This is a genomic window from Pseudomonas sp. SED1 (genome assembly GCF_034044025.1).
Lineage (GTDB): Bacteria > Pseudomonadota > Gammaproteobacteria > Pseudomonadales > Pseudomonadaceae > Aquipseudomonas.
On the sequence record NZ_JAXCIS010000180.1, the window covers coordinates 1 to 11,148 of the forward strand.

Genomic DNA, 11,148 nt, shown 5'->3' on the forward strand with positions numbered 1-11,148 from the left:
TAAGATATTGACTGGCACACCGCCTTCGCGAGCAAGCCCGCTCCCACTTTTGTTTTATGGGGTGTCAGTCAGCCCAAGGCGCCTTGCGCGAGTTGTTCAGCTCATTCAGGTAGCTGTCGCCACCCAACTGGCTCATCTGCTGCCGAATCCAGGCAGCCCGTCGCGCCACATATGACGTTGGATGACTGGCACTCCACACCCGCGGGTTAGGCAGCACCGCAGCCAGATAGCTGGCCTGCTGGCGGGTCAGCGCCTTGGCACTCACCCCAAAATGATGCCGCGCCGCCGCTTCTGCGCCGAACACGCCTTCATCCCACTCCACGCTGTTGAGGTACACCTCAAGAATCCGCTGCTTGGGCCATAAAATCTCGATCAGCCCGGTAAACCAGGCTTCCAGGCCCTTGCGGAAATAGCTGCGGCCGGTCCACAAAAACAGGTTCTTCGACACCTGCTGGCTCAACGTACTGGCGCCACGAATCGAACCGCCGCGCTCGTTATGCAGCAATGCCGCCTGGATCGCGCCAAAATCAAAGCCCCAATGCTGCGGGAAGCGCTGGTCTTCACCCGCCATCACCGCCACTTTAAGCTCGTCGGAGATCTGATCCCACGGCACCCACGTGCGCTGTACGTCAATCGGCTCGCCGTCGACCCAGGACTCGACCTTGCGCTCAACCATCAACGCGGTGCCCGGAGGCGGCACGAAACGGAACAGCAGCACCAGCAGCACACTGCCGATGGCAAACCACTTGAGGGCTTTGAGAGCACGCTTGAAGAGAAGATGCAGCATAGAGATGGCTTGGCCGAACCCGTTGAGCGGGCCATTATACAGACCCTGTCCACTGAGTCTGACTGGAGTTCCTCATGTTGCGTGGCTTTCTGATGCTGGCTGCCTTTTTCGGTTTCACCGGCGTTGCCTTGGGCGCGTTTGCCGCCCACGGCCTGAAAAACCGCCTGAGCGCCGAATACCTGGCGATTTTCCACACCGGCGTGACCTACCAACTGGTGCACACCCTGGCGCTGTTCGGCGTGGCATTGCTGGCGGTGCACATTCCCGGTCGACTGGTGACGTGGGCGGGCGTGTCCTTTGCCGTGGGCATTCTGCTGTTCTCCGGCAGCCTGTATGTGCTGACCATGACCGGCATCAGCAAGCTCGGCATCATCACCCCGTTCGGTGGCCTTGCGTTCCTGCTGGGCTGGTTTTTCCTGGGACTCGCGGCCTGGCGCCTTCAAGCCGCTTGAAGCCTGTCATAGGTTGCTGACCGGAGGGCTTGGGTCATCAGCGCCGATCACGCTAGAATGCTGGCCCCTAAAAACGATGGCGGCCCGTGGCATGCGCATTCAGTTGAACGGCGAATCCTTTGAACTGCCCGACGGTGAAACCGTTTCGGCCCTGCTGACCCGTCTGGATTTGACCGGGCGTCGCGTCGCAGTGGAGCTCAACCAGGATATCGTCCCGCGTAGCCAGCACGCCGAGACCGCGCTCACCGAAGGTGACCAGGTCGAAGTGGTCCACGCCATCGGCGGCGGCTAGCCGCCCGGCGCTCAAGAGCGCCAAACCGCATTCTGCAGAACCTCACCCCAACTCGAGGATTTCCCATGAGCATCGTTCGTAGCGACAAGCCTTTTGTCCTGGCCGGTCGTACCTACCAGTCCCGTTTGCTGGTCGGTACCGGCAAGTACCGCGACATGGAAGAAACCCGCCTGGCCATCGAAGCCTCGGGTGCCGAGATCGTTACTTTCGCCGTGCGCCGCACCAACCTCGGTCAGATCGAGGGCGAGCCGAACCTGCTCGAAGTGCTGTCGCCGGATCGCTACACCTTCTTGCCGAACACCGCCGGTTGCTACGACGCCATCGAAGCCGTGCGCACCTGCCGCCTGGCCCGTGAGTTGCTCGACGGCCACAACCTGGTGAAGCTGGAAGTACTGGCCGACCAGAAAACCCTGTTCCCCAACGTGATCGAAACCCTCAAGGCCGCCGAAACCCTGGTCAAGGAAGGTTTCGACGTGATGGTCTACACCAGCGACGACCCGATCATCGCCCGCCAACTGGCCGAAATCGGCTGCATCGCCGTGATGCCGCTGGCCGGCCTGATCGGTTCCGGTTTGGGTATCTGCAATCCGTACAACCTGCAGATCATCCTCGAAGAAGCCAAGATCCCGGTGCTGGTGGATGCGGGCGTGGGTACTGCCTCCGACGCCACCATCGCCATGGAACTGGGTTGCGATGCGGTGCTGATGAACTCGGCCATCGCCCATGCGCAGCAACCGATCATGATGGCTGAAGCCATGCAACACGCGATCGTCGCCGGCCGCCTGGCGTACCTCGCCGGGCGCATGCCGAAAAAACTTTACGCCAGCGCCTCCTCGCCGCTGGATGGTCTGATCAAGTAAGAGCCATTGATGACTGAATCAAACGAAACGCCGAACATCCTGGAAGAAGGCGACGAGTCCAAGCACCGCCGCATCAAGAGTTTTGTGATGCGCGCCGGTCGCATGACCGAAGGCCAGCAAAAAGGCCTGGAGCAGGGCACGCCGCTGTTCGTCCTGCCGCTGGTGGACGCACCGGTGGATTACGACCAGGTGTTCGGCCGCTCGGCGCCACGTTCCCTGGAAATCGGCTTCGGCATGGGCCATTCCCTGCTGGAAATGGCTGCGGCTTCGCCGGAGCAGGATTTTATCGGGGTTGAAGTACACCGTCCGGGTGTTGGCGCGCTGCTGAACGGCGTGCTGACTCAGGGCCTGACCAACCTGCGGGTCTACGACTGCGACGCGATCGAAGTGCTCAACCGCTGCATCGCCGACAACAGCCTTGACCGCCTGATGCTGTTCTTCCCGGACCCATGGCACAAGAGCCGTCACCACAAGCGCCGTATCGTCCAGGCTTCCTTCGCGGAACTGGTGCGCAGCAAGCTGAAAGTGGGCGGCATCCTGCACATGGCCACCGACTGGGAACCGTATGCCGAATACATGCTGGAAGTGATGAACGTCGCCCCTGGCTACCGCAACCTGGCGGAAGACGGCAAATGCGTCCCGCGCCCGGCCGAGCGGCCGATCACCAAGTTCGAACGTCGCGGCGAGCGACTCGGGCATGGGGTTTGGGATTTGAAGTTCGAGAAGCTGGCGTAACTTGCCACAACCTTGAAATGCAACTCACTGTAGGAGCGAGCTTGCTCGCGAAAAAACAACAGGCGACGCGTGCTACCTGATAGCGCTGCGTTATCGTTGACGTTCTTCGCGAGCAAGCTCGCTCCTACAGTGGCTTGTGTCGTTCCTTGGGTCAGCGGCGATCCGCCACCACCCCAATCAACACCAGCACCACCAACAACACCGGTGCCAGGCTGTAGTTGTTGAACTGGCTTAAGCCCCGAACAATCCACGGTGTGGCGTAGATCAGTGCCGCGCCGCTGCCGATCATGCACACCAGTGCCATCAGCGGCACGCGCAGCGCGCCCGCGATGCTGCCCAGTCGTGCTTCGATCCAGCCCTTGATGTCGGCGCCAAACAGCACCAGCAGGCAGCCTACCAACGCCAGGGAGATTTCCGACAGGTTGCTACGGCTCCAGCGGGATACGGTGGCGAGCAGGTCGAGTACCAGATCCATTCGATTTCCTTAAGAGCAATCAGCTCAAAAACTTCTGCAGCAGGTCATTGAGAAAGAGTTGCCCGCGGTCGGTGGCCGCCAGGCGTGACGGTTCGACCTGCATTAAGCCACTTTGTTCTGCATCCGTGCGGGCTTCATCGAGGCTCGCCAGCTCAAGGCCGGTGCGCTCGGCGTAAAGCCTGGCTTCGACGCCGTCGGTGAGGCGCAGGGCGTTCATCAGGAACTCGAACGGTAACTCTTCGTTGGTCAGTTCTTTCGCGCCGGCCTGGTAATTTTTCGCCGGGTTGAGGTAGTCCTTCGGCGCCCGGGTTTTCCAGGTGCGCACGATGCGCCCGTCCGGATGGCTGAGCTTGCCGTGGGCACCGGCACCGATGCCGATAAAGTCGCCAAAGCTCCAGTAGTTCAGGTTATGCCGCGCCGGCCGGCCCGGTTGGGCGTAGGCCGATACTTCGTACTGGGCGTAACCGTGTTCGGCGAGCAACGCCTGGCCGGCTTCCTGAATGTCCCACAGGGTGTCGTCTTCCGGCAGCACGGGCGGCTGGTTCCAGAATACGGTGTTGGGTTCCAGGGTCAGTTGATACCAGGACAGATGCGTGGGCTTGAGGGCAATGGCCTGGCGCAGGTCGCTCAGGGCGTCGTCCAGGGACTGATCGGGCAAGCCGTGCATCAAGTCCAGGTTGAAGTTGTCGAACCCGGCCTGGCGCGCCATGCCGGCGGCACGTACCGCTTCGTCACCGTTGTGGATGCGGCCCAGGGCTTCGAGTTTTTCCTGCTGGAAACTCTGGATACCAATCGACAGCCGATTGATCCCCAGCTTGCGGTACGCCACGAACTTCTCTTGCTCGAAGGTGCCGGGGTTGGCTTCCAGGGTGATCTCGATGTCGCTGGCAAACGGGATGCGCGCTTCTACGCCCTTGAGCAACCGGCCCAGCGCAGTGGCGCTGAACAGGCTAGGGGTGCCGCCGCCGAAAAAGATCGAACTCAGCTCACGGCCATACACCGCGTGCAGGTCCTGATCGAGGTCGGCCAGCAATGCGTCGACGTACTCTTCTTCCGGCAGCACCTTGCTGGCGGTGTGGGAGTTGAAGTCGCAGTAAGGGCATTTGCGCACGCACCACGGGATGTGGATGTACAGCGCCAGGGGCGGCAGGTGAGGCAAGGCCGCCCGAGGTGTTTGCGCGCCACCGAGGATCAGCGGCTGCGCAGAGGTGTTCTGAGTCATTTCAGGCCCAGACGCTGGCGCAGCAAATCCATTGCGCGGGCGCGGTGGCTGATCTGGTTCTTGTCGGCCGGGCTCAGTTCGGCGCTGGAGACGTTGCGCTCCGGCACCCAGAACAGCGGGTCGTAGCCAAAGCCGTGCTCGCCGCTGGCCGCGTGCAGGATGCGCCCGTGCCACAGGCCTTCACAGAGGATCGGCAATGGATCATCGGCGTGACGCACCAGGGCCAGTACGCAGACGAACTGTGCGCCGCGCATCGCGTCGGGCACGTCCTTGAGGGCGTCGAGCAGCTTGGCGTTGTTGGCCGCGTCGCCTTTGCCGTCGGCATAACGCGCCGAGTAGATGCCCGGGGCACCACCGAGGAAATCCACGGCCAAGCCCGAATCATCGGCCAGTGCCGGCAGGCCGGAAATGCGCGCGGCATTGCGGGCCTTGAGGATGGCATTCTCGACGAACGACAGGCCGGTCTCTTCCGGCTCTACCTGGCTGAACTCGCCAATCGAGCGCAATTGCACCGAGTCGCCGAGCATGGCCTGGAGTTCTTTGAGCTTGCCGGCGTTATGGCTGGCGAGTACGAGTTGTGTGAGGTTCATCATTCGGCCGGAAACAGTTCCTGGTTGAAACTGAAACCGTGGGCTTTGCCACCGGTTTCAACGTTGATGGTGAAAATCTTGGTTTCCTGCTGCGGCACCGGGTACTGGGCGACGTAAAGCGTAGAACCTTTCTGGGTGATTTTCTTGAACGTCAGCATCTCGCTCTTGCCGCCCAGGTCTTTGATCGTGCCGGTGACGGTGGCGTCTATCGATTCGACGCCCTTGTTCACGAATACATTGATCATGCCCAGCTCTTTGCTGCGTACGATCCCGGCTTCCTGGGCCATTTCCGGTGTCAGGAAACTGGTGGTCAGGGTGTTGTAGTGCACCGTGATATCGCCGAATTCTTTCTGGCGATTACCGTCGATAACATCCGCCGCCATAGCGCTGACGCTCAGGCACGCGGTGAGTAAAAAAGTAGCCAAACGACTCATGTTCGTCCTCCTTGAAAATGGTTAGACGGCAATCTGATGGTCCGTCAGGCCCGGGCTGCTGACCCGGTAGATCCCGATCTCACCCAGCAGGTTGGGCCATAGCTTACTCGCCCAGCCGTGACGGTGCTGTTGATCGACGGCAAGACGGTTGATGACTTTGGCTTCGCGCTCGCTGCACAGGGCTTCGAAGTCTTCGAAGGTGCAGAAGTGGATGTTGGGCGTGTTGTACCAGGTGTAGGGCAGGAAATCCGACACCGGCATGCGGCCCTTGGTGGCCAGGTACCAGCGGCAGCGCCAATGGCCGAAGTTGGGGAAGGTGATGATGCACTGGCGGCCGACCCGCAACATCTCGTCGAGGATCCGGTCCGGGTAGTGCACGGCTTGCAGCGCCTGGGTCATGACCACGATGTCGAAGCTGTTGCTGGCAAAGTTGCCGAGGCCCTTGTCGAGGTCCTGCTCGATTACGTTGATGCCCTTGGCCACGCACTGGGCGATGTTGTCCGGGTCGTTTTCCAGGCCGTAGCCGGTGACTTGCTTGTTGTCGCGCAGCCAGCTCAGCAGTTCGCCATCGCCGCAACCGAGGTCGAGCACGCGGCTGCCGGCGGGGATCCAGTCTTGGATGATTTCCAGGTCGGCTCTCATGGCGTTCTCCCAAAGCGTAAGCAATTCATATAAGCGCTATTCGGTTCATGTAGTTGCTAAAGGCCTGCAAGTAACGCGGGATCGGGATCAGGAAGGCATCGTGGCCTTGCGGTGCGTCGATCTCCAGGTAGCAGACGTCTTTCTTCGCGGCCATCAGCGCATCCACCAATTCCCGCGATCGGGCCGGGGAGAAGCGCCAGTCGGTGGTGAACGACATCACGCAGAACTTGGCGGTGGCCGCCTCGAAGGTCCGCGCCAGGTCATCGTCGAAGTTCGCCGCCGGGTCGAAGTAGTCCAGGGCCTTGGTCATCAGCAGGTAGGTGTTGGCGTCGAAACGCCCGGAGAACTCCTCACCCTGATAACGCAGATAGCTCTCGACCTGGAACTCGACGCTGTGGAAGTCGTAGTTGAGCTTCTCGCTCTTGAGACCACGGCCGAATTTCTCGCCCATGGAGTCATCCGACAGGTAAGTGATGTGCCCGACCATGCGCGCGAGCATCAGCCCGCGCTTGGGGATCACGCCGGCTTCCTGGAACGAACCGCCGTGGAACTCCGGGTCGGTGAGGATCGCCTGGCGCGCCACTTCGTTGAAGGCGATGTTCTGCGCCGACAGCTTGGGGGCCGAGGCGATGGCCAGGCAATGGCGCACGCGGTCCGGGTAGGTGATGGTCCATTGCAGGGCCTGCATGCCGCCCAGGCTGCCGCCGATCACCGCGGCCCATTGGGCGATGCCCAGTACGTCGGCCAGGCGCGCCTGGCTGTGCACCCAGTCTTCCACGGTCAATACCGGGAAATCGGCGCCAAACGGCTTGCCGGTTTCCGGGTTGACGCTGCTGGGGCCAGTGGAACCGTTGCAGCCGCCGAGGTTGTTCAGGCTGACTACGAAGAACTTGCTGGTGTCGATCGGTTTGCCCGGGCCGATGCAGCTGTCCCACCAGCCGGGTTTGCGCTCGTCCATGCTGTGGAACCCCGCAGCGTGGTGATGGCCGGACAGGGCGTGGCAGATCAGCACGGCATTGCTGCCCGTGGCGTTCAGTTGGCCGTAGGTTTCATAGATCAGGTCGTAGGCGGGCAGCGAACGGCCGCAGGCCAGGGCCAGCGGTTCGCTGAAGTGCGCCACTTGGGGCACGACCAGTCCAACAGAATCGGGGGGGAAGGCAGCTGGCATCGACCCTGCTCTCGTTTAAATGAGGCGTAAGTCTAAAGACCGCTGCACCCAGCGGCAAGCAAAGGCCTGCTGCTGGTGTTTTTAAGGCTTTTTGTGGCGAGGGAGCTTGCTCCCGCTGGAGCGTGAAGCGGTCCCAGTCCGGCTGCCACGATTTTGCAGATGCAACGCGGTCGGCCTTTTTGGGGCTGCTGCGCAGCCCAGCGGGAGCAAGCTCCCTCGCCACATTGTTGTCAGATCAGACCGAACAGTTCTTTGGGCATGAATGCGTAGAAAGCCAGGCGCGGAATCACCCAGCTTTGCAGCAGCTGAATCGCGATAAACGCGAAGATCGGCGAGATATCCAGGCCACCCAGGTTCGGTATCAGGCGGCGGAACGGCGCCAGCACCGGCTCAGTGATCTGCCCCACCAGCTCTGCGCCAGGGCTGCGGCTGCCGGGAGCGACCCACGAGAGGATCACGCTGATGATCATCGACCAGAAAATGATCTTCAAAAACAGCGAGAAAATCCCGATCAAGGCCCACGGCAGCAACAGCAGCGTGGTGGCCTGGTAGCCGTTGAGCAGCAGGATGACCGCGAACAGCAGGATCTGCAGCAGCAGCGCCAACACCAGCGAGGACATGTCCAGGCCGAACATGCTCGGGATTACCCGGCGCAGTGGCTTGAGCAGCGGCTGCGTAGCCTTCACCACGAACTGGCACAGCGGGTTGTAGAAGTTCGCCCGCACCAGTTGCAGGATAAAACGCATCAGCACGATCAGCAGGTACAGGCTGCCCAGGGTCTGGATGATGAAAATGGCAGCGTCATTGATTCCGAGCATGTTTAATTCCTATGTGGGGGACGACTATTTGCCCAGCTGCTCGGCCATTTCGGCCGAACGATGTGCTGCGGCACCCAGTGCTTTTTCCACCAGGGCTTCAAAGCCCCCGGCCTGGAACGATTCGATTGCCGCTTGGGTAGTTCCGCCCGGCGAGGTCACGCGACGGCGCAGTTCGGCGGCGTCGACATCACTGGTCACGGCCATCTGCGCGGCGCCCAGTGCGGTTTGCTCGGCCAATTGCTCGGCGACTTCCTGTGGCAGGCCGAGTTTCACGCCAGCGGCGGTCATGGCCTCGATCAGCAGGAAGAAATACGCCGGGCCGCTGCCGGACACGGCGGTGACAGCGTCCAGTTGCTGCTCGTGTTCCAGCCACACGGCAATACCCACGGCGGACAGCAGCTCTTGTGCCTGATCACGCTGTTGGGCAGTGACTTCGGACGTGGCGTACAAGCCGCTCACGCCCTTGCGCAGCAGCGCCGGGGTGTTGGGCATGCAACGTACAATTGGCTGGGCGCCGAGCCAGTGGGTCATGCTGGCGCAAGTGATGCCGGCGGCGATGGACACCACCAGTTGATGGGGTTTGAGGCTTGGGCGCAGGCTTTCGCACACGGCTTTCATGGCTTGTGGCTTGACCGCCAGCACCACCACGTCAACGCCTTCAATCGCTTCTGCGTTGTCGGCGAAGGTTTCGATGCCGTGCTCGGCGCTGACGCGGGAGCGAGTATCGGCGCCCGGGTCGCTGGCGCGAATCTGCTGTGCTTCCAGGCCCTTGGCCCGCAGGCCGCCGATCAGGCTGGCCGCCATGTTACCGGCGCCGATAAAGGCAATACGCGTGTTGCTCATGACAGGTCCTTACTCAGATGGAAGTCAGCCATTTCACGGCTGGCCGTAGTCGCGGGCACCAAACAGCGCGGTACCGATCCGCACCCAGGTGGCCCCTTGGGCAATGGCCGACTCAAGGTCGTGGCTCATGCCCATGGAAAGTGTGTCGAGACCCAGGTTCAGGCTCGCTTGCAGGTCGCGTACTGTCGCGAAGGCTGCGTCCTGTTCTGCGCGGTCGTCGGTTGGCTCGGGGATCGCCATCAAACCGCGCAGCTTCAGGCGCGGCAGGGCGCTGATGGCTTCGGCCAGGGCGGGCAGGTCGGCGGGTGTACAGCCGGACTTGCTGGCTTCGCCACTGACGTTGACCTGAATGCAGATATTCAGCGGCGGCAGGTCAGCCGGGCGTTGCTCGGAAAGGCGTTGTGCGATTTTCAGGCGGTCCACGGAATGCACCCAAGCGAAGTTCTCGGCGATCGCACGAGTCTTGTTCGATTGAATGGGGCCGATGAAGTGCCAACTCAAGGGCAGGTCGGTTAATTCGGCCTGTTTGCCCAGGGCTTCCTGCAGATAGTTCTCGCCAAACTCACGCATCCCGGCGGCATACGCCTCGCGTATGGCTTGTGCGGGTTTGGTCTTGCTCACGGCCAGCAGGTGCACGCTGTCCGCGTCGCGCTGCGAGGCTTGGGCCGCGGCTCGGATCCGCTCGGAAACCAGGCTGATGTTGTCTGCTATGGTCGACATTCAAGTTGCGCCCGTGGATATGGAGTCCGCGGCATTCTACTGGAAATGGAAAGCCCTATGGATATCACTGAACTGCTGGCTGCCGGCGTGCGCCTGGGGGCCTCGGACCTGCATTTGTCGGCCGGGTTGGCGCCGATGCTGCGAGTTGATGGCGAGGTCTGGCCCCTCGATTGGCCGGTGCTGCTCCCTACGCAATTGGCGGAGTTACTCAGCCCTTTGCTGAACAATCATCAGCAAAAGGATTTCGAAACATCTCTTGAAACGGATTTTGCCTTCGAGCTGCCCGAGGTGGCGCGGTTTCGGGTAAATGTGTTCCAGCAGCATCGGGGCATGGGCGCGGTGTTTCGCACCATCCCCTCGACGGTGCAGAGCCTGGAAAGCCTGGGGTTGGGCGAGGTGTTCCGGCGCATCGCAGACCTGCCCCGAGGGTTGGTATTGGTCACCGGGCCGACCGGTTCCGGCAAGTCCACGACCCTGGCGGCGATGATCGATTACCTCAACACCCATCGTCGCCAGCACATCCTCACCCTTGAAGACCCGATCGAGTTCATCCATCAACCGAAAAGCGCCCTGATTAACCAGCGGCAGGTGCATCGCGACACCCACAGTTTCTCGGCCGCCCTGCGTTCGGCATTGCGGGAGGACCCGGATGTGATCCTGGTGGGCGAGCTGCGGGACCTGGAAACCATTCGGCTCGCACTGACGGCGGCGGAAACCGGGCATCTGGTGTTCGGCACATTGCACACCACGTCGGCGGCTAAAACCGTGGATCGGGTGGTGGATGTGTTTCCGGCGGGGGAAAAGGCCATGGTCCGCTCGATGCTCTCGGAGTCATTGCAGGCGGTGGTGTCCCAGGTGCTGGTGAAGAAAGTCGGCGGCGGGCGGGTGGCGGCTCACGAAATCATGCTTGGCACGCCGGCGATTCGTAACCTGATCCGCGAGGACAAGGTGGCGCAGATGTATTCGGCGATCCAGACGGGTGGGGCGCTGGGGATGACGACGCTGGACATGAGTTTGAAGGCGTTGGTCAGCCAGGGGCTGATCAGCCGGGAGCATGCCCGGGAGAAGGCGAGGGTGCCTGGGGATATTTAAGATCGCGTGGGCGATGAA

Annotated in this window: 15 protein-coding genes; 5 read left to right on the forward strand and 10 right to left on the reverse strand. The window is 61.7% G+C overall.

Going from position 1 to position 11,148, the window contains the following annotated elements; all coding sequences use genetic code 11:
- Window positions 1-64: 64 nt before the first annotated feature.
- Complete coding sequence (gene mtgA / locus SNL23_RS23325; protein ID WP_318303703.1) at window positions 65-787, reverse strand: monofunctional biosynthetic peptidoglycan transglycosylase; 723 nt, start codon at window positions 785-787, stop codon at window positions 65-67.
- A gap of 74 nt (window positions 788-861) precedes the next feature.
- On the opposite strand from mtgA, the gene SNL23_RS23330 reads away from it, so the two are divergent.
- From SNL23_RS23330 to trmB, 4 genes are all read left to right on the forward strand, one after another.
- The gene (locus tag SNL23_RS23330) at window positions 862-1,239 is read left to right on the forward strand and encodes a DUF423 domain-containing protein (protein ID WP_076012998.1); all 378 of its coding nucleotides are present in this window, start codon (window positions 862-864) and stop codon (window positions 1,237-1,239) included.
- A 91-nt stretch (window positions 1,240-1,330) separates the two neighbouring features.
- The gene (thiS, locus tag SNL23_RS23335; RefSeq protein ID WP_063026500.1) at window positions 1,331-1,531 is read left to right on the forward strand and encodes a sulfur carrier protein ThiS; all 201 of its coding nucleotides are present in this window, start codon (window positions 1,331-1,333) and stop codon (window positions 1,529-1,531) included.
- Window positions 1,532-1,596: 65 nt separating this feature from the next.
- A complete protein-coding gene (locus SNL23_RS23340) occupies window positions 1,597-2,391 on the forward strand; it encodes a thiazole synthase (RefSeq protein WP_003234615.1) in 795 nt (264 codons plus the stop codon).
- A gap of 9 nt (window positions 2,392-2,400) precedes the next feature.
- Window positions 2,401-3,126 carry a tRNA (guanosine(46)-N7)-methyltransferase TrmB gene (trmB, locus tag SNL23_RS23345; protein ID WP_318303706.1) on the forward strand — a complete coding sequence of 242 codons (726 nt, stop codon included), beginning with the start codon at window positions 2,401-2,403 and terminating at the stop codon, window positions 3,124-3,126.
- Between the two features lie 151 nt (window positions 3,127-3,277).
- Here trmB and SNL23_RS23350 read toward each other — a convergent pair whose 3' ends face one another.
- The 9 genes from SNL23_RS23350 to SNL23_RS23390 all read right to left on the reverse strand — a co-directional run bounded on the left by SNL23_RS23350 (window position 3,278) and on the right by SNL23_RS23390 (window position 10,038).
- Window positions 3,278-3,601, reverse strand: a complete 324-nt coding sequence (locus tag SNL23_RS23350; RefSeq protein ID WP_318303708.1) for a DUF3392 domain-containing protein — start codon at window positions 3,599-3,601, stop codon at window positions 3,278-3,280.
- Between the two features lie 19 nt (window positions 3,602-3,620).
- Complete coding sequence (gene hemW, locus SNL23_RS23355) at window positions 3,621-4,823, reverse strand: radical SAM family heme chaperone HemW (RefSeq protein WP_318303709.1); 1,203 nt, start codon at window positions 4,821-4,823, stop codon at window positions 3,621-3,623.
- The gene (rdgB, locus tag SNL23_RS23360; protein ID WP_008434161.1) at window positions 4,820-5,416 is read right to left on the reverse strand and encodes an RdgB/HAM1 family non-canonical purine NTP pyrophosphatase; all 597 of its coding nucleotides are present in this window, start codon (window positions 5,414-5,416) and stop codon (window positions 4,820-4,822) included. The genes hemW and rdgB overlap by 4 nt, the downstream gene beginning before the upstream one ends.
- Complete coding sequence (locus tag SNL23_RS23365) at window positions 5,413-5,847, reverse strand: DUF4426 domain-containing protein (protein ID WP_076012995.1); 435 nt, start codon at window positions 5,845-5,847, stop codon at window positions 5,413-5,415. The genes rdgB and SNL23_RS23365 overlap by 4 nt, the downstream gene beginning before the upstream one ends.
- A gap of 21 nt (window positions 5,848-5,868) precedes the next feature.
- On the reverse strand, window positions 5,869-6,489 hold the full coding sequence (gene metW / locus SNL23_RS23370) for a methionine biosynthesis protein MetW (RefSeq protein ID WP_076012994.1): 621 nt from the start codon (window positions 6,487-6,489) through the stop codon (window positions 5,869-5,871).
- 25 nt (window positions 6,490-6,514) lie between these two features.
- On the reverse strand, window positions 6,515-7,657 hold the full coding sequence (gene metX, locus SNL23_RS23375) for a homoserine O-succinyltransferase MetX (protein ID WP_318303710.1): 1,143 nt from the start codon (window positions 7,655-7,657) through the stop codon (window positions 6,515-6,517).
- Between the two features lie 230 nt (window positions 7,658-7,887).
- Window positions 7,888-8,475: a YggT family protein gene (locus SNL23_RS23380; RefSeq protein ID WP_017476523.1), complete on the reverse strand. Its 588-nt coding sequence runs from the start codon at window positions 8,473-8,475 to the stop codon at window positions 7,888-7,890.
- A 24-nt stretch (window positions 8,476-8,499) separates the two neighbouring features.
- Window positions 8,500-9,318 carry a pyrroline-5-carboxylate reductase gene (gene proC, locus SNL23_RS23385; protein ID WP_167664091.1) on the reverse strand — a complete coding sequence of 273 codons (819 nt, stop codon included), beginning with the start codon at window positions 9,316-9,318 and terminating at the stop codon, window positions 8,500-8,502.
- A 33-nt stretch (window positions 9,319-9,351) separates the two neighbouring features.
- Window positions 9,352-10,038 carry a YggS family pyridoxal phosphate-dependent enzyme gene (locus SNL23_RS23390; protein WP_076012991.1) on the reverse strand — a complete coding sequence of 229 codons (687 nt, stop codon included), beginning with the start codon at window positions 10,036-10,038 and terminating at the stop codon, window positions 9,352-9,354.
- 57 nt (window positions 10,039-10,095) lie between these two features.
- Here SNL23_RS23390 and SNL23_RS23395 point away from each other — a divergent pair, with 57 nt between their 5' ends.
- Window positions 10,096-11,130, forward strand: coding sequence for a type IV pilus twitching motility protein PilT (locus tag SNL23_RS23395; protein WP_167664092.1), 1,035 nt, complete (start codon window positions 10,096-10,098; stop codon window positions 11,128-11,130).
- Window positions 11,131-11,148: the final 18 nt, after the last annotated feature.

Excerpts from the sequence above, each read along its gene's own strand:
- mtgA (WP_318303703.1), bottom strand. The coding sequence starts at position 787 with ATGCTGCATCTTCTCTTCAAGCGTGCTCTCAAAGCCCTCAAGTGGTTT.
- SNL23_RS23330 (WP_076012998.1), top strand. The coding sequence starts at position 862 with ATGTTGCGTGGCTTTCTGATGCTGGCTGCCTTTTTCGGTTTCACCGGC.
- thiS (WP_063026500.1), top strand. The coding sequence starts at position 1,331 with ATGCGCATTCAGTTGAACGGCGAATCCTTTGAACTGCCCGACGGTGAA.
- SNL23_RS23340 (WP_003234615.1), top strand. The coding sequence starts at position 1,597 with ATGAGCATCGTTCGTAGCGACAAGCCTTTTGTCCTGGCCGGTCGTACC.
- trmB (WP_318303706.1), top strand. The coding sequence starts at position 2,401 with ATGACTGAATCAAACGAAACGCCGAACATCCTGGAAGAAGGCGACGAG.
- SNL23_RS23350 (WP_318303708.1), bottom strand. The coding sequence starts at position 3,601 with ATGGATCTGGTACTCGACCTGCTCGCCACCGTATCCCGCTGGAGCCGT.
- hemW (WP_318303709.1), bottom strand. The coding sequence starts at position 4,823 with ATGACTCAGAACACCTCTGCGCAGCCGCTGATCCTCGGTGGCGCGCAA.
- rdgB (WP_008434161.1), bottom strand. The coding sequence starts at position 5,416 with ATGATGAACCTCACACAACTCGTACTCGCCAGCCATAACGCCGGCAAG.
- SNL23_RS23365 (WP_076012995.1), bottom strand. The coding sequence starts at position 5,847 with ATGAGTCGTTTGGCTACTTTTTTACTCACCGCGTGCCTGAGCGTCAGC.
- metW (WP_076012994.1), bottom strand. The coding sequence starts at position 6,489 with ATGAGAGCCGACCTGGAAATCATCCAAGACTGGATCCCCGCCGGCAGC.
- metX (WP_318303710.1), bottom strand. The coding sequence starts at position 7,657 with ATGCCAGCTGCCTTCCCCCCCGATTCTGTTGGACTGGTCGTGCCCCAA.
- SNL23_RS23380 (WP_017476523.1), bottom strand. The coding sequence starts at position 8,475 with ATGCTCGGAATCAATGACGCTGCCATTTTCATCATCCAGACCCTGGGC.
- proC (WP_167664091.1), bottom strand. The coding sequence starts at position 9,318 with ATGAGCAACACGCGTATTGCCTTTATCGGCGCCGGTAACATGGCGGCC.
- SNL23_RS23390 (WP_076012991.1), bottom strand. The coding sequence starts at position 10,038 with ATGTCGACCATAGCAGACAACATCAGCCTGGTTTCCGAGCGGATCCGA.
- SNL23_RS23395 (WP_167664092.1), top strand. The coding sequence starts at position 10,096 with ATGGATATCACTGAACTGCTGGCTGCCGGCGTGCGCCTGGGGGCCTCG.